This is a genomic window from Nocardia sp. NPDC003482 (assembly GCF_053588115.1).
Window position 1 is genome coordinate 1 of sequence record NZ_JBSFPI010000018.1, and the last position, 17,153, is coordinate 17,153.

General features: G+C 62.1%; 12 protein-coding genes and 2 CRISPR repeat arrays. Of the genes, 7 read left to right on the top strand and 5 right to left on the bottom strand.

Translation table 11 applies throughout. The features are described 5' to 3' along the window. Positions 1-20: 20 nt before the first annotated feature. The gene (locus ACWDSJ_RS26000; protein ID WP_450034910.1) at positions 21-926 is read right to left on the bottom strand and encodes a hypothetical protein; all 906 of its coding nucleotides are present in this window, start codon (positions 924-926) and stop codon (positions 21-23) included. Between the two features lie 538 nt (positions 927-1,464). Here ACWDSJ_RS26000 and cas6 point away from each other — a divergent pair. From cas6 to cas2, 3 genes are all read left to right on the top strand, one after another. Further along, positions 1,465-2,241 carry a CRISPR system precrRNA processing endoribonuclease RAMP protein Cas6 gene (cas6, locus tag ACWDSJ_RS26005; protein ID WP_450034912.1) on the top strand — a complete coding sequence of 259 codons (777 nt, stop codon included), beginning with the start codon at positions 1,465-1,467 and terminating at the stop codon, positions 2,239-2,241. Between the two features lie 102 nt (positions 2,242-2,343). After that, positions 2,344-2,679: direct repeats of the CRISPR family, unit length 37 nt; unit sequence GTGACCGACGCGGTCTCGCCGACAGGCGAATGGAAAC. A gap of 254 nt (positions 2,680-2,933) precedes the next feature. Beyond that, positions 2,934-4,793, top strand: coding sequence for a CRISPR-associated endonuclease Cas1 (gene cas1 / locus ACWDSJ_RS26010; protein ID WP_450034914.1), 1,860 nt, complete (start codon positions 2,934-2,936; stop codon positions 4,791-4,793). Next, positions 4,784-5,068 carry a CRISPR-associated endonuclease Cas2 gene (cas2, locus tag ACWDSJ_RS26015; RefSeq protein ID WP_450034915.1) on the top strand — a complete coding sequence of 95 codons (285 nt, stop codon included), beginning with the start codon at positions 4,784-4,786 and terminating at the stop codon, positions 5,066-5,068. The genes cas1 and cas2 overlap by 10 nt, the downstream gene beginning before the upstream one ends. Before the next feature lie 173 nt (positions 5,069-5,241). Then, positions 5,242-6,439: direct repeats of the CRISPR family, unit length 37 nt; unit sequence GTCGACAGAGCGGTCTCGCCGACAGGCGAATGGAAAC. A gap of 241 nt (positions 6,440-6,680) precedes the next feature. Here cas2 and ACWDSJ_RS26020 read toward each other — a convergent pair. Both ACWDSJ_RS26020 and ACWDSJ_RS26025 read right to left on the bottom strand, forming a co-directional pair. Continuing rightward, positions 6,681-7,712: a tyrosine-type recombinase/integrase gene (locus ACWDSJ_RS26020; protein WP_450034916.1), complete on the bottom strand. Its 1,032-nt coding sequence runs from the start codon at positions 7,710-7,712 to the stop codon at positions 6,681-6,683. Further along, positions 7,709-8,434, bottom strand: coding sequence for a hypothetical protein (locus ACWDSJ_RS26025; protein WP_450034917.1), 726 nt, complete (start codon positions 8,432-8,434; stop codon positions 7,709-7,711). The genes ACWDSJ_RS26020 and ACWDSJ_RS26025 overlap by 4 nt, the downstream gene beginning before the upstream one ends. 448 nt (positions 8,435-8,882) lie before the next feature. On the opposite strand from ACWDSJ_RS26025, the gene ACWDSJ_RS26030 reads away from it, so the two are divergent. After that, positions 8,883-10,139, top strand: a complete 1,257-nt coding sequence (locus tag ACWDSJ_RS26030; protein WP_450034918.1) for a tyrosine-type recombinase/integrase — start codon at positions 8,883-8,885, stop codon at positions 10,137-10,139. A 403-nt stretch (positions 10,140-10,542) separates the two neighbouring features. After that, entirely contained in the window at positions 10,543-11,166 is a 624-nt protein-coding gene (locus tag ACWDSJ_RS26035) for a hypothetical protein (RefSeq protein ID WP_450034919.1), read from the top strand. A 788-nt stretch (positions 11,167-11,954) separates the two neighbouring features. On the opposite strand, the gene ACWDSJ_RS26040 is transcribed toward ACWDSJ_RS26035, so the two are convergent. Beyond that, on the bottom strand, positions 11,955-12,722 hold the full coding sequence (locus tag ACWDSJ_RS26040; RefSeq protein ID WP_450034920.1) for an MmyB family transcriptional regulator: 768 nt from the start codon (positions 12,720-12,722) through the stop codon (positions 11,955-11,957). A gap of 427 nt (positions 12,723-13,149) precedes the next feature. Here ACWDSJ_RS26040 and ACWDSJ_RS26045 point away from each other — a divergent pair, with 427 nt between their 5' ends. Continuing rightward, positions 13,150-14,040, top strand: a complete 891-nt coding sequence (locus ACWDSJ_RS26045) for an MmyB family transcriptional regulator (RefSeq protein ID WP_450034922.1) — start codon at positions 13,150-13,152, stop codon at positions 14,038-14,040. A gap of 94 nt (positions 14,041-14,134) precedes the next feature. After that, the gene (locus tag ACWDSJ_RS26050) at positions 14,135-15,487 is read left to right on the top strand and encodes a cytochrome P450 (protein WP_450034923.1); all 1,353 of its coding nucleotides are present in this window, start codon (positions 14,135-14,137) and stop codon (positions 15,485-15,487) included. Positions 15,488-15,836: 349 nt separating this feature from the next. Here ACWDSJ_RS26050 and ACWDSJ_RS26055 read toward each other — a convergent pair whose 3' ends face one another. Further along, on the bottom strand, positions 15,837-16,652 hold the full coding sequence (locus tag ACWDSJ_RS26055) for a helix-turn-helix domain-containing protein (RefSeq protein WP_450034924.1): 816 nt from the start codon (positions 16,650-16,652) through the stop codon (positions 15,837-15,839). Between the last annotated feature and the right edge of the window lie 501 nt (positions 16,653-17,153).

The following is a 17,153-nucleotide window of genomic DNA, read 5'->3' on the forward strand; positions in this document are numbered from 1 at the left end:
GGCCACCACATACTCGTACCTCAAGTACCTAGTACTTGGAGTAGCATGCACGGAGCCGACGGCCCGTAGTCGCGGCGCAGCCGCGCCTGCTGCCACACCAGCGGATCCACCCACCCACCCAACTGAGTCGCCAACGGCCGCAACGCTTCCCCACACTCGGCGACCGGGGCCTCGGTCACCACCCGCTCGGGCCGCACCCCCGTCACCGCCGCCACCGCCCCCAACAGCCGCTGCACCGCCTCCGCCAACCCGGCGGGCGGATCGGCCAGCAACGCAACCCGATACCCGGTGGTGGCGATCGACCACGTCGACCGCGTCGCCGGACCCGACCCCCGCCCGTGCAGGCGTTTCACCCAGCCCTGGGCCGACAACCGCTCCCGCCGCTCATGCCCGCGCACCCCCCGCTTCGGCGCGGCCACCGACGGCAACCCCGGCGACTGCGTACTCAACCACGACCGCGTCACCACCAACGGCTCGAACACCCGCGACCGCCGCCGCCCCGCCACCGCCTCCCCCAACTCCCGCCACAACACCGCATACGGCTGCGCCGGACCCCGCACCGACACCCACCACACCTCCGGAAACCCCGGCGTCGCCACCACCTCCCCGAAACACCCACGCACCATCCCCGCCCACTCCGCCACCACCGCCTCCCGCGCCGCCCCCGCCACCACCACACCACGACCGGCCGGAGCCCGGAACACGATCTTGCTCGTCACCCCCCGCCCCACACCCCCCGCCTCGTCCACCACCGGAAACACCAGACCCCCCTCCCCAGCCAAGCCCTGCCGCACCGCGTGGGCGGCCGCGGCCGCCAACCGCTGCACGATCGCACTGGAATTGGCCACATCCGCCGTCGTCGCCGACTCCGCGATGAACCGCTGCACACCCCCGATCCCCACCTGAACAAGATCGACAACGTCCACGCCGAACCCCCTGCACGACAACAAGTTTCGCCAGGCTACCAGCCCCACCACCCCACCACCGGATACCCGCCGGTAACCCCACCCGCACCCGGTAATAAACCGGACGGTCCCCCAACCGCACCCCCCAACCCCCACCACACCAGCACAGAACAACCGACTCCGGCCCTTCTTGCGGGCCCGCGCCCCGACAGCTATGTTCGATATCCGCCGCGCGCGACAACACCTATTCCGGCCTGGGAGTGAGGATTTCGATGCGAAACCCACCCCCCACAGCGCCACCGACACCACGAACCCGCCCGCACCCGGCCACCCTCACACCCGAGTCGCGCCCTGGAACCGCTGCGCGACAAGACGTTTCGATCCGGAAATGTTCAACTCATCCACGATATCCCGGCAGTGCCCCGAATCCTGCTGTGTCACAGACGCTTTGGTACTCGGGTGAGCGTTTCGTCGGCGAAAATATCCGTGGCATCGGAGATCTCGCCAGCCGCCGCCGAGGACGGGCCCGTTCGCGCCCTCTGGAGCGGGAGCCGGAGCGGTGATCACCCATTGGGCAATCCCCCTGGCCGGAATCAACCCCGCCGAAGTCACTCTCACCCAGTTGCACGCTGTTGCCTCCCATCTGGCCGACCAGCACCACTGGACCACGCCCAAGCCCTGGGCCACTCGCCCCCCACGCACCCTCGACGGCCTCACCGTCCTCGAAATCATCACCCTCACCACCGAAGCCGCCCACCACCTCCACACCACCGCCACCCCCGGCACCCCAATCACCTTCGGCCACCAACACGGCACCATCCTCACCGCCCCCCACCCCCTGACCAGCACCACCTGGACCGAGCTCCACACGAGCACCCCCACCCGGCCCGCGTGGACGCTCCGGTTCCGCACCCCCGCCACGTTCGGCAACCGTGACCGTTTCTCGCCTTGGCCCGACCCCGCGACCGTCGCCCGCTCGCTCACCCTGCGCTGGAACGCCCTCAACCCCGACAGTGCTGAGCACCTCGACGAGGATCCGCGTCCTTGGCGTCGGATCTGGGTCAGCGACGTCGAAGGCCACACCGAGCTCCTCGACCTGCCCGGCCTCACCGTGCCCGGCTTCCTCGGCCGCATCCGCTACCGCTGCGACGACCCCTCCATCAGCCACACCCTGCACCGCCTGCTCGGCTTCGCCGCCCTCGCCGGCCTGGGCCGCTACACCACTCGCGGCCTCGGCGTCACCACCCTCGAACGCGGTGACGCCCCTCACAACAGGGTGGCGAGCGGACCCCCGAAACCATCCAGGTCTGTGCACGACGCCCATCAGCACAAATAACGAAATTCCGGAGGCTACGGCACCGGCAGGGAGGACCAAGGAAGGAGGTCTGTGCAGTCACGGCACGACACCGCAGATCGGACAGGCCAAAATGGCGGTAGGGTGACCGACGCGGTCTCGCCGACAGGCGAATGGAAACGGTGGTGTGGGTGTACGGGTCGATCGTGTGTGAGTGTGACCGACGCGGTCTCGCCGACAGGCGAATGGAAACTCAAGCAGACAGGTGAGGGTTAGGGAGACACGCGTGACCGACGCGGTCTCGCCGACAGGCGAATGGAAACTAGACGAGCAGCTCGTGCCACGCGTCATCGATCTTGGGCGCGTGACCGACGCGGTCTCGCCGACAGGCGAATGGAAACATCTGGTCGATCTGGTCGGTATACCAGTCGGCCATCATCCCCGTGACCGACGCGGTCGTGCCGACAGGTGAATGAACAGTGTGAGTTGAGGTGCTCCCACATTCCGTTGCAGAGCGGTAGCATCTGCTCGTGGACAGTGGTAAATTAACCTGGAAAGGTTTTTCCCCGAGATTCCGATGGAATCGCCAGCAGGCGAATGGAAACTAAATATGTAGCAAAGCGCCATGGGGTCTGTTACACGAATGCTGTCTCGCCGAAGGCGAATTAGAAATATCAACTAGTCTGATTATCGAAGCTCTGGGTCATGTCGTGGTTGATGGTCTCCTGAATAAAGTGGCCTCCTTCGAGGAGTTGAACCGCGCGTGGGGTGACATCCTGGACCGGGGTGATTCCAGTGAGCAGCTTTATGTGCCGATCGCGCGCTTCGCTGAAAACGCCGAGAGTCGGCTTGCGGAATTGCGTTCGGAATTGCTGAACGGCACATTTCGGCCCGCTCGGCTGCATGAGGTTTCGATTCCGAAATCGGATGGTGATTTCCGGCGGCTCGCCGTCCCCGCTATCCGTGACCGGATTGTCGAGCGTGCGCTGCTGTCGGTGATCACTCCCCACATCGATCCGTTGCTCGGAGCGGGTTCTTTCGCCTATCGGTCCGGCCTCGGCGTCGCCGACGCGGTACAGGCGGTTGTGCGGCTGCGGGACGAGGGCATGAACTGGGTGCTACGTGCTGACATCGCCGATTGTTTCGGCTCGATCCCACGTGAGCACGCGGTCCGTCTGGTGCGAGCGGCGCTTCCGGACCCGAGCGTCGACGCTTTGGTGGCGATGTTGACCACCCGTCGTGTCCTGACCCGAGGCGGGCTCCGCGAGGTGCCGGGCATCCCGCAGGGGACGTCGTTGTCTCCGCTGCTGTCGAACCTCGTTCTGGTCGCGCTGGACGATGCCCTGTTCGACCGTGGGTTTCCTGTTGTTCGTTACGCCGACGACTTCACCGTGGTCTGTGCGACCGCCGAGGACGCGTGGGAGGCGGCCCGCACCGCGGCCGAGGCATTGAGGAAGCTGCGCATGACGCTGTCGGAGGACAAAACCGCGGTGATGTCGTTCGAGGAGGGGTTCGCCTTCCTCGGTGAGGATTTCGGGCCACGTTACCCGCCCTCGATCGACGAGCACCGGATAGCCGAGCCGACCCGCCGCGTGGTCTATCTCGCTTTGCAGGGGAGCCGGGTGTCGATCGGGAAAGGTCGGCTGGCGGTCGAGACCCGCGATGACGAACCCATCCTCAACGTCCCCATTTCGCATGTGGCCCGGATCGTGTGCTTCGGCTCGATCGGCGTCAGCGCGGGCGTGCGTTCGTGGGCGTTCGCCAATGATGTGGAAATCGTGTTCCTGTCCCGCCGCGGCACCTATCTCGGCCAGATGCACGCCGCGTCCTCACCCACCCGCGCGGCCCGGCTGCGTGCGCACCTGCGCGCGGCCGACGATCCCTCTGTCCGAACACGTTTCGCCCGCACGGTGGTTGACGCGAAGCTTCGTCATCAACTGACGGTGTTGCGGCGGTTCGGTCGCCGCGACCACGCCGACGACCTCGCCGACCGGATCGGGCAGATCAGCGCGGCGGCGAGCATGCTGCCCATGGCCGAAACGCCGAGCGAGGTCATGGGATTGGAAGGAGCCGCCGGACGTAACTATTTCGCTGGACTGGAAATTCTGCTACCCGCCGACTTCGGGTTCCACGGCCGCACCCGCCGCCCGCCGATGGATGTGGTCAACGCCGCGCTCAGCTACGGCTACGCCGTGCTGCTCGGCGAATGCGTCTCCGCGCTCGTTGCCTGCGGCCTGGATCCGGCGTTCGGCCTCCTGCACGCCGAACAGGAGGCTCGTCCGAGCCTCGCGCTGGACCTGATGGAGGAATTCCGGCCCCTCGTCGTCGATCAAGCCGTCCTCACAGCGATCCGACGTAACGCCCTCACTCCAGAGCACGGCACCCACCGTGACGGCGAATCCGGAATCTGGCTCACCAAAGCGGGAAAACACGTCCTGGCCGACGGTTACGAACGCCGCATGCTGCAACTGACCAGTGGCGCCCTGCCCGGGTTCTCCGGCAGCCTCCGCCGCCACCTCTACCGGCAGGCCGAGCGCCTGGCCGCCACCCTCAGCGACCCCACTGCCGCCTGGACCGGTCTGTCATGGCGCTGACCGTCCTCATCTGCTACGACATTTCCCACGATGATCGCCGAGCCAAAGTCGCCGCCCAGCTCCAGCGCTGGGGCGACCGAATCCAATACAGCCTCTTCCTGTGCACCCTGACCGAAACCGACCTGGAGGTCCTCGTCACCACGGTCACCGGCCTCATCGACCCCGACACCGATTCCCTGCTCGTGCTCCGCCAATGCGCCACGTGCTGGGACCACAAGCAGGTAGTCGGCCAATCCCAACCCCCGACACCCGAACTGTTCTGGGCAGTGTTCTGAATCACCGAGAGGTGGTGAGCGAGACGAGGAGAACGGTGAGGTCTGTGCAGAGCCACTACCAGCAGAAACAGCCAGGTTGGTCGACAAAATCGTCTTCGGAGAGGGCTCCCGGGAGTAGGTCTGTGCAAGCGGTTCCCGAATCCGCCGGTCAGCAGGGGCGAAACCGAGCTAGGGTCGACAGAGCGGTCTCGCCGACAGGCGAATGGAAACGTGATTCTGCCACAGAGTCAGCCTCTTGCCGCTACCCTGTAAAGTGAAATGTCGACAGAGCGGTCTCGCCGACAGGCGAATGGAAACGGCGACGGCCATGGCCTCGCCGCTTACGTCGGTGGGCTTCCGTCGACAGAGCGGTCTCGCCGACAGGCGAATGGAAACAGAGCAGGGCGACACCTGCGTGCTCATCGACATCATTGTCGACAGAGCGGTCTCGCCGACAGGCGAATGGAAACCGCAGCAACTAGCCCGGAGAATTACCTGTCGTCGAGAATACGTCGACAGAGCGGTCTCGCCGACAGGCGAATGGAAACACTCGTCCATAGCCTCGTTCGCGGTCAGCGAATCCGTCGACAGAGCGGTCTCGCCGACAGGCGAATGGAAACCCATCAGCTAGCGGTCGCCGCGACCGCTTCTTCCGCTGTCGACAGAGCGGTCTCGCCGACAGGCGAATGGAAACTTCGGTCCCGATGACCGTCCAGGCGATAGCGATGGGCGAGAGTCGACAGGGCGGTCTCGCCGACAGGCGAATGGAAACGCGCTGTCAGGAGCGTCCTGGGCGGCCTGCTGGGGTCGCGGGGTCGACAGAGCGGTCTCGCCGACAGGCGAATGGAAACATCGATGCCCGTTCGGCGCTGGATGCGTACAGGATGTATGGCAGTCGACAGAGCGGTCTCGCCGACAGGCGAATGGAAACTGGACCCTTGTCGTCAAGAACAAACGTGGGGTAGGTCAGAGTCGACAGAGCGGTCTCGCCGACAGGCGAATGGAAACTGTAGCAGGAACACGATATAGGCCTCAGGTGCTTACGGTCGACAGAGCGGTCTCGCCGACAGGCGAATGGAAACCGGTCAGCCAAATGCGACAGGTTCCGCCGCATTGATGTCGACAGAGCGGTCTCGCCGACAGGCGAATGGAAACCGCCTACTGAGACGCGTGAGCGTTCAGCGGCACGGTGCGGCGTCGACAGAGCGGTCTCGCCGACAGGCGAATGGAAACCATGAGCGGTTTGGTGCGGCACTCCGATTGAACCACGTCGACAGAGCGGTCTCGCCGACAGGCGAATGGAAACGATACTGTGTCCCATACAGTACTGTCCTGCGCGACCTCGTTGGGTATCGGTCGACAGAGCGGTCTCGCCGACAGGCGGATGGAAATGGTCGGTGAGCGGTATCAAAAGCAACCCGGTAGGAGACCTCGGAGCAAGTCTCGCCGACGGACGCGGTTGTCCGATGTGTGGCTGTGAGGGTTTGTTGGCTCTGACAGTCGTCTCGTTGGACGACGCGTAGCGAATGGAGGGTGTTTGAGCGATCACCTGAGCGCGTCTGTGCCGCAGGCTCTTTGTCCGGTCTCACCGTTGATTCGGTGGGGTGTTAGCCGGTGGAGTAACTGTTCTTCGTCAGTGTGGTGGTGCGGGTCGAGAGTTATCTGCGTCGATGAGGGGGTGAGTCTCTTCGACCAGGGCTGACAGGGCGGCGGCTACTTCGGGAAGTGAAGCGCGGACGTAGGTGAGTGTTGGGCTGTCGTGTCCGGCCGGTTCGGCATGACCGGCGAAGGCGTGGGCAACGGCGAAGCCGAAGTTGCGTTCCACCCAGGTCAAAGTGGTGTGCCGGAGCCAATGCGCGGAGACGCCGAGGGTGGTGACCCACGGCAGATGGCGTCCGACGCGGTCCCAGAGATGGTCGTAGCGGCGTCGGGTGATCGGTCGGCCGTCGCGGTAGCGCAGGAGTTGTCCGTCGGGTTCGTTCCCGCGTCGGGCGTGGTCGATCAGGGCGCGCATGAGGGTGGGCGAGACCGGTTGCCAGCGGTCGGAAATGCCTTTTTCTCGAAGCCAGATCAGGCAGTTGTGGGGATCGAGATCTTCGGGTCGTAGAGCGAGCGCACCGCCGCTGCGGCAGGCGGTTTCGATGTGCAGACGCACGATCAGGCTGTCGAGGGCGGTGTCGTTTCCGGTCGTGGTGACCACCTGAACGATCTCGGCGAGTTGGTTGTGGGAGAGCGCGCTGCGGGAGCTACCACCACGGCGCGGCTTCATGACATGGTCGGCGGGGTTGCCTGCGCGGGGGAGATATCCGTCGTCACGGGCATGCCGATACAGGCAGCGGAGGGCCCCGACCATGTGTTCTGCCGCGGATCTGCCGCGGCGGGAGTTGCGGCGGACCCGGGCCTGTCGTTGAGCGTCTTCGACGAGCTGTTTGAGTTCCAACGGGGTTGGTTCGTCCAAATGCCGATCACCCCAGAGGGTTTCGATTCGTCGCCAGTACGGGAGATAGGTGCGGGCGGTGCCGGGCCGGACCGCGGCGACCACCCGCGGGACGTACTCCGCGAACGTGGGGACGCTGCGCTCGGGGAGGTCGCCTAGAAGGTCCTCGGGGTGAAGGTTCAGCCGTGCCAGAAGAAGTCGCGCTGCTTCGACGTCGGTGTGGCTCATTCCAGCCCCTCGATATCGGGCAGGAGCGAGCGCAGCGCTCGATGCACGGACTCGGAGGAGTAAACAGCGAGAACCCGCGCTCGGCGCGCCGCGACCAGCAGCATCGTCTCGCCGGGGCGCAACTGGGCGGCGGCGCGAAGAGAGGCGGGAAGCCGCAGATGCTTGCGGGCATCGATGCGGCTTTTGATCGCGGAGTGCTCGCCGCGTTTGACGACGACGATCCTGTTGGTGATGGCGAAGGAAATTGGTTGCCCGGCGCGCCAATCCAGGTGGGTGATCGCTGCTGCAGCCGCGAGCCGTCCCCGGTCGTTGAGGATGGAGAAGGCGAGGCAGAGGTCGTCCCATTCCGGACTGGACAACGTGGAAGCAGCAGGAAGGGCGGGTGAGTTGACTCGGACCGGCGTGAGCGGACGAGGCTGCCGCGGCGGCTTATCGAGGTGCGGTAAGGGCAGGCTCAACGCTGGCAGCGCACAGGAGCGCTGCGTGGGATCGGGCATGGTTACCTCCGGTTCGCCGTCAGCAGGCACCCGAAACGGGCACCTGCTGCTCCAGAACCCCTGGTAACCGCTGGCGCCGGAACCGGGCCAGACAGCTGGATCAAGTATACGGCTCAGATCAACAACCCGGACTGGCAACATATCGGCGAACAACTCGGGCGTTCCATCCGCCAGCGCGTCCAATCCGTCCTGAATTACTTTCGAGGATGTTTTGTTCGATTTCATCCTTCCGTTGGGCGCGGCGATAACTTTCAGTAAGTGGTGAAATCTCGCGAAATATTCGTCCCATATAACAAACTATCGGCCGAAATTATTGGCCGAGTAATTTTCGAGAGTTGTCGCAAGCACCTCATCTTGAGGTCCTCGGACGATTTGGCGAGAGGGTAGATGTTGACGCCGCCAGTTGGTAGAGGGACCGAACCGGCAGCGAACGCCACCGAACGTCGCGGTGCGCCCGTAAGATCCACTCACGAAGTGGCTGTGACCAGCGAGGATGCTGCGGCAGGGGTTAGGGGTTCGATTCCCCTAGGCTCCACCCACGCAGACTGGCCGCTCAGCGGTACGGCAACGTACTCTGGGTGGTGGCTACGACGTTCGCGTCAGTAGTACTCGTTACCAGGGGTTAGGTAACAGCGCACCGACAGGTGGGCTCGAACCGACCCGGAGGTAGACGATGCCGACCCCCCGCCCCCGGCCGCGCAGCGACGGCAGTGTGGCCTGGCAGGTTCCGTTCAATATCTACGAGTACGGCCGCCGACGCCAAACATCGGAGACCTTCGACGACTATCAGGAGGCAGCGCGCTGGGCGACGCTGGTCGAGCGTGTTGGTGCGGTCGAGGCGCTGAAGGTGCTGGATGCGCAACGCGGCGAAGCCCCAGACTGTCCCACTCTGACCGAATGGCTTCGGCGTTACGCCGACATGCTCACCGGGATCGAGCCCGAAACGCGCCGCCGTTACCACCGGTTCATCGACCGCGACATCGACCCATTCATGGGATACCTTCCTCTGCCCGCGATCGGCCCTGAGCAAGACGCGGCGTGGGTCGTGTACCTGGAAGAGGAAGTGGGTAACTCCCCGAAAACGATTTCCAACAAGCACGGCTTCCTCTCGGCGGCCTTGGCCGAGGCTGCCGCACGCCAGCCGACTCCGCTGATCCCGTACAACCCCTGTGCGAACACGCGGCTGCCTCGAAACGACGCGCCGGAGCCTGACTACTTCGACGACGCCGAATGGGAGCTGTTCGAGCAACTGATGCCGCCGCGCTGGCGTCCTCATGCTGAGTTCGCCCTCATGTCGATGGCGAGGCCGGGGGAAATCGCGGCTCTGCGAGTGGGCGACGTCAACCGCAAGACCGGCGCAGTAAGGATCAACAAGGCGTGGAAGTACGCCGGCGGCAAACTCAAATTGGGAAAGCCCAAGTCCGCCCGCGGGATTCGCACCGTGAACGTGCCGCTCGACACACTGGATCGTCTCGATCTGTCCAGACCGCGGGACGAACTGCTCTTCCACACGGCTACGGGGCAACCTATTACGGTTCCCTACTTCTACAAGAAGGCGTGGCTGCCCGCATTGAACCGGCTGCATGCTCTGGATGAACTCAACTTCCGCCCGTTCAATACGGCGACGGGTTGGGCTGGCGCAGATCCCGAAGTTCTCCTCGATCGCCTTGGTGACGCCGTCGCGACGCTGGTGGAGAAGCGTCTGACACCGTACACACTGCGGCACACAGGGATCTCGTGGAAGCTTCAGGATGGAGTTCCGCTGTTCGTCGTTTCCCGCGACGCAGGACATGAATCGGTGTCCACCACGGACAAGCGCTACGGACACATAGATCGCCGTGCCAGCGAGGCGGCGGCCGATATCATCCGCCTCCGGCTTCCGCGCGTCCGCAAAGCGGCTCTGGACGCTCTCAGCGGAGCTGCCGCGTGAGGTGTGGCGAAACTCCTAGCCCCTGAAGGCAATTCATTTCATTCCCAGGTTGGAATGAAATGTAATGAAAGGGAATGGAATTCATATGTCCCAGCCCATCGATCTACAGACCGCACGCGACAAGCAGAGACGGCAGTGCAAGTTCCCGGGCTGCACGGCCGAGCCGCCTTCCACCCGCGGCCGTCGTGGGCGACCCGCCGACTACTGCGATGATCCCACCCACAACGCTCAGACCCGCTTGCGGGCCGTGCGCAAAGAGGCTGACCAGGAGGCGCGGCGCGACCCGCCCCGACCCAAACTCAGGCCCGTCACGGACGGAATAGCTACGGTCGCAGGGCAACTCGACCGGATCGTTCTCTTGCGGGAGGAGCTCGCGGCTCTCGTCGCAGATACAGCTGAGCTGTTGAACGAGATCACAATGCCTGAATCCGTTGACCGTCAAATCGCGGATGTAGAACCGGAGGCCGCGATGAAGGTCGCGGCGGCGGAGCAGGCTAGAGCCGATGCGGAACGGGAACTCGCCGAGATGACGCAACGCTGCCAGCATGCGGAAAACGTCGAGCGGCTGGCCTTGGCCGCAGCGGACGAGGCCGCAGACGAGGCCCAGGTGGCGCGTGAGGAGGCTGAGCGAATCCATACCGAAGCGGAGGCGCGAGTATCCGCAGCGGAGGCAGACCGGGATGAGATCTACCAGGAGGCCGAGGAGACGCTGGCCCGCATGCGGCAGCAATACGACGCTGCACGCACGGCTCAAGCCCGTGCTGAAGGAGAACGGGACGCGGCGCGTGAGCAGGCCAACGTAACCGCCGACGAGAACGCTAGTTTGCGGTGCCAACTGGACGAACGAACCGAGCAGCACCGACAGCAACTTGAAGCGCGGGATCTCGAGTACGCACGTGCCATAACAGCTGCTCACGCTATGGCGGACCGCGCCGCTCGGGAGCAACGGCAGCAGGTCAACGAAATCCTCCAAGCGCGTCACGCGGTGCTTGGGCGGACCGGGGATGCACGGGAGCCAACGACCTGACCAGGGTCGCCGATGGCGCGGATGCATCTTCCGGTTCGATTGGCCGCGAATGCGTGGCCCGCAGAGGAGCACTCTGGCTCCGAGCGGCCTCGTCCAATCCAGGGATGAGGCCGCAGGCGCTGGAAGCTCCGGCGAACCCCAATCTCTCTACTTCCACTGCAAGTGCCGCGGAGCATCTACGCCCGCCCGCATTCGGCGAAGGCCGTGGGCTCGGTGGTTCAGTCCAGGGGGACGGTATCCGATGGGAACCGCGGTAGATCAGAAAGCGAGCCCTCCGAAGCGGCAGCGATTCTCGCAAAAGGGACATCTGCGCGATTTCAGCCTTGAGATGTTAGAAACACTCAGATGTTGCTACCATTCTGATTGGCACGTCCTTCGAAGTTCGCCTCCTGGGGAGGTGAACGGCACGATCGTCGAGCCGCAGGTGACGGCGCGGCCTCTCTTCGACCTATGCGCCTGGGCCAACATCCCGCGGTGGCCTGCTGAGCCGATGTCCCGGGTGGGGTGTGTCGTGAGGAACGGCTCCTGGAGGCGGCTTTGATTGGGAACGATCCGAACTCAGAAGTTCACCCGCGTTCAGCAACGATCACGTTTGAACTGGACGGCATCGTTTACGAGACGCCGCCACTCACGGAGGCCGAGGTCGGCGCGCTCCGGGCGGTGTTCGGTGAGTGGATTCCGCATGCTCGTCGTCGACGTGAGCAAGGCAGGGTTCCAGGCGGGTCTGGCTCGGTGGGTCATCGGGGTTCGGTCCGTTAGAGCCGTTGGCTACGCTGTACCGTGTAGCTTCAACCGGCGAGGGTAGCAGCAGCGACGGTGCCGTGGATAGCGAAGACTGCGGGGCACGAATCGCCCGTCGTTTGCAGCCAGAGCTCAGCGTGACGGCCGGCAGGTGGAAGACGAAATCGGACCGGGTAGGCTATCGGGCGTCCATAAGCGACGTGAAGCGGCTCCTCCGTCATAATGCGCCGAAACTCGTTGTGGTACAACAGGCTGCGAAGTAGGTGATGCGCTTGGGGCGCGTCACGGTACCGCCCGAGGGCCGCGCGGACGCGAGCAACAGCGAGACCGGCCTCAACCTCCCAGTGCTGGATCACGTCTTTTCCTGGCCCGAAAAGCCATCTCACGAGGTTTGCCTCGACGTCATCGATGCCAGGGAACAATCGGTAGAACTCGTCTGTCGCCATTAGTACGGTGGCCAGGGGATCCACAAAGGCAGAAACCACCTCGAGCGCGTCGAGATGATCAAAGTGCAGGCGCATCGCGGGGGAGTCGATGCTCCGTCGGAGATCAGCTGAAGGCGGGAGGGGCACCGACGGCTCCCACAGTTCCAAGGTGTGCGTGCGCTGCCAGGAACTGAGGCGGTAGCCGCGGGTGAGCTTGTCCCTGATCTCGGGAGTCGGCAGGCGGCGTTCCATTTCAATGCCTCGAATGTACGATGCGCTCACGCCGGTATGCCGGGCGGCGCCTTCCCGTGAATAGCCTAGGTGTTCGCGAGCGCAGCGTATCCAGTCGAAAAAGTCTGGCATAATATCAGGCGGGGTAGCGCAAACCATAATCAACTCCTTCGAACATGTGATCAGTTGTTACCGCTCGATAAAGAAATCCGTTCCGCAGTCCGGAACGAGTGTGGCACTGAAATCAGAACGTTTCGAACTTCATTGTTTCGCTTTCCAGTGTTGTTGAAAAAAACGATCCAACCGGGTCCTCTCGGCCTGGCAGGCTCGGATGGATAGCACCATCCAACTCGCCGAGACCCGAGGTGCGCTACTTCCAGGAGGTACAAAGATTTTGAACCCGATGGCAGAACCGGGCGTACCAGGGAAGGTACAAAAATTTTGAACCTGCCCCTGCGGGTCCTCGCGACCGAAGTGTTGCTGCCTGCGGCACAGTCTGATATCCAGGTAGGTAGATGAAGGTTCCCAGGCTTGGGGACAGTCTGGATCGCGACGGGGTTTGAGTGCGGTGCGTGGAGGGGAACGGATGGACGAAGCCCAAAGCGCTCCGCTGCATACCGATTCCTACCGCCGGGACAAAGACAGCGCGCTCGAATTACCCAGTCTTGGGGAGTGGATGGGCAAGATGCGTCAGGAGGTAGTGATAACCGACGAGCAGACCGGTCTTCGACGTCGCGCTCGGCAGGCAGATGCCGCGTCCTTTCTGCCGGTTAGCTTGTCCTACATAAAAAAGATCGAGTCAAATTACGTTGTGCCAGATCGCAAGGTTTTGGAAGAGATAATTACTGGCTACAAACTAGACTTCGGACAGGCTCGGCACATGCGCGAACTGGCTGAGCCGGCGCGTCCGATGCCATCAGTCGCGGAACTGCGTGAACGCCTCGCAACCCCGAATCGACTCAAAGCATTGGATACGTTCGACGAATGGGGTGTAGTATATTTATACACCGATGCGCTTTGGCAGGTTGTTCTCGCAAATAGGCGAACGTATGAGGCAATGCCTGGACTCGATGACGAAGCGGGCGACAACATCGCGGTATGGCATTTTCAGCCAGGTGTAGAGAAGCCGAGACGCCCGTATGCGCTCTTTTGGGATGATGAGGCCGATGGCACGATCAGAATGCTGCGGCCTGGATTCGGACGATACCGGGAGTCGCCGCGGGCGAAGCAGCTACTGGAACAACTGAGCGCGAGTGCCGATTTTCGGAATAGGTGGAATGCATGTCGTCATGTCGATTTCGGCCGCGAGCCAGACCGTTTGTGTCACATGCGAAACCCTGAGACAGGAGAACCCTACTCAGCCTCGATACATGTTGCTGAATTACCAGAGGAAAATCACGAAGTGCGTCTACACTTGGTGCATGTGGGTCCGTACTCTGGACCACCCCTAGGTTCTCTTCCACCATTAGAGCATTGAATGGTCATATCCTCGCGACGTTGATACCATGATGTTGCTCCTCAAGCGTCTACTTTTGATCTTGTGCAGACGCGAGCGAACAAAGGGGAATCTCATGCAAGGATCATCGGAACTGGTTCGTATCCCACGAGCTCAGGGAGGAATCCCGGTAATCGGTCACGGAGCGTTACTGGCTCGTCGCCCACTCGAATTTCTCAAGTCGCTTCCCAATAACGGACCGATGTGTCGAATCAGACTGGGTACGGCTGATGTTGTCTTCGTTTCCGAACCGTCTCTCGTCGCGCAAGTTTTGAGTCAAGATATCTTCTTTGACAAGGGCGGCCCGTTCTTCGAGCGTGCAAGACCGATAGCGGGAAGTGGCCTGGGCACTTGCCCCCACGCCGAGCACCGACGACAGCGCCGTCTGTGCACGCCCGCGTTCTCTGACGACCAAATCGACATGTATTCCGAATTAATGAGTAGGGCCATCGAAAGTCTTGTCAATAGTTGGTCCGATCGCCAGGTGATCAATGTCGGGAGGGAAGTATCTCTCACGACTTTTCAAATTGCGGTACGAGCAATGTTTTCTACGTCGCTGAGCGACGAATCCGTTCGCGGCCTTACAGATGACATCTGCGAGTTGACCCATGGCCTATTTCGCCGCACGGCGATGCCGGACGTAGTCAATCGCCTCCCGTTGCCGATGAATCGTCGATTCGATCAAGCATTGCGAAGAGTGCGCGAAACCGCACTGGCCATTATCGCCGAACGACGGCAAGAAACAGTGCGCCGCGGAGATCTACTGCAATCGTTGATGGAGGCTCGCTATGAAGACGCGCCTGAAGCCCACGCGATGTTCGCAGACGTTGAGCTGGTAGACCAGATAATGACCATGTTTTTCGGCGGCGCAGAAACCAGTGCCGGATCGATCACTTGGTCACTTTACATGCTGGATAGAAATCCTGGCGTCCGGCGTCGCTTGGAAGCAGAGGTAGACAATGTTCTTGAGGGAGGTGTTGCTCGTAAGGAGGACCTAGCCCATCTTCCCTATACAGAGAAGGTGGTCACTGAGACGATGCGGCTGTATCCGCCTTCGTGGATTTTGACTCGTGTCGTTAGCCAGGATACCGAACTCGGGGGAGTTGTTCTTCCATCGGGAACAATGATTGCGGTTAGCCAGTTCACCGTTCATCATGATGATTCTATATACCCAAATGCAACTGAGTTTGATCCAGATCGTTGGGAAGACGGACAGATTCCCGGGCAGCGAATGAGGCAGTACCTCTCATTCGGATTAGGTCCTCGCCGCTGCATTGCGGAACGCTTCGGTCGAAGAGAGGTTTCTCTTGCATTAGCAACTATCATTGGGAAATGGCGCTGCACGTCAGTTAGTGACCGTCCGGTGGCTATGACCCTACAGCAAATACCGGTGTCTGATCGGGTCACGATGAGAGTCACGAAACGGTAGTAAGGAACGTTTAGGTCCAGGTCCTAGGATAGCGGAAGTTAGTCAGATCCCCGTGCCGTGTAGGAGCCGCGTCGTCTGCGTCGACGTCGAGATCGGCTTGTACCAGGAGCGAGCCCCTCCCTAAAGCTGTCCTTGGGCTTGGCGGGCACAGCAGTGCTTTCGATTGCGGCTTTTATATCGGCGGCGGTAAGGTACCAGCGTCGTCCAGCCTTGTGGCCGGGAAAATTTCCCAGCCTGAGCTGCTGGAGGTACCAAGCTTCCGATTGATGCAATGCCTTAGCTCCCACGGAGATCGGAAATGTATCCTCGTGGGGCTGTGCCGAGGAATCATCAGAGTTCGGATGCTCGTTCATGGGCTCGTCGATGAGAAAGTGGCGGCAATGGGTGGGCCAGCGTAGGGACTTCGATAGATAAAGTAAAATATGATAGAGGAGTTTCCGGAACATTCCCCCATGTAAATTCTTGCGGAGAATGGCTTCCTTGTCGAAGCATCTAGCAGATGCGCCGGTTGATCGGGACGGCGGCCGTATGCCACTGCTAGGCTGTCCGACCAAGTGGTCGAAAATTCGCGGCTGCGCCTCAACTGCCGCCAGATGGATTTTGCGTGCGGGGAGTCCCGAAAGGAACCCAAGGCCGCGCGAAGGGTAGCGACGTAAAAGATTGACTCGAGCTCCCACTCCAGAGTCGTTTGGCGTGACGTGGGCAAGTCATTGCCGGGTTGGAAGTGCCATAAGGCGAGGTTGCCGTCGTACGTGTCGATACCCGGGAAGGAGGAGGTAAGCAGGTCGTTCCCCTCGATCAGGTTCCATAGCGGATCGAAGTACCCGCAGCCGAACCCGCGCCTTTCGAACTCGGCGAGGAGTGCAGTGCTTAGTGCAGGCAGCATGCTGTTACGAAGCTGAGACCGGGGAGGGAGACTAGATGATGGGCTTGCGAGAGTGTATGTGTACCGCTTCTGCGCAGGGGTCAGCTCATATTCAGTCGCTAGGCGTTCCACGAACGCCCTTGAACAAGCAAGCTGACGGCGCTCGATCCTTTTGAGGCTAGTTTCGCTTATATGCAGTCGGGTGGCCGCCACCTTACGAGAGTGTCCGTGGTGCCTGCGGATTTGCGTTATCCAGTGACCGACCTCCGGTGGAAGATCGCTCTCGTTATCCCTAGCCACGTGCTTCCCCTCCTAGCGCCGCCAGACGCCCCAAGTAAATGGGATACGTCGAATGCCGATTCCCCCTGAGCTGATTCGTTCTTACCAGATGAGGCGCGTATGTGGCAACGCGGATGGACATCGAGACGGGTCCGGCGATAGGGGTTGTCTGGGCCGATCCAGGAAATGTTGCTTCGGGGGGATTTTTTTTTAGGTACACAAATGTGACCTGTTCCGGCTGTCGCAGGTGGTCAGGCGCGCAAAGGAACAGGTCTCCACAGTGTGTACACAAATCTGACCACCGAAAACCATAGCGGTGCAGGCTGTCTCGGCGTTGTGATGGTGAGGCAACATCAACTGCACCGAAAGGAAAGCACGTGGATCCCTACGTCGTTCTCTCCTGGCTCAACGCCGGTCTGGGCGTGATCGCCAACGGCTTGTCGATCGCGGGGCAGGTATTGAGCCTGGTCCTGCCCTTCCTCTGACTCGCAATCCGCCAGAGCCCTCCCGGTCCTAAATGCA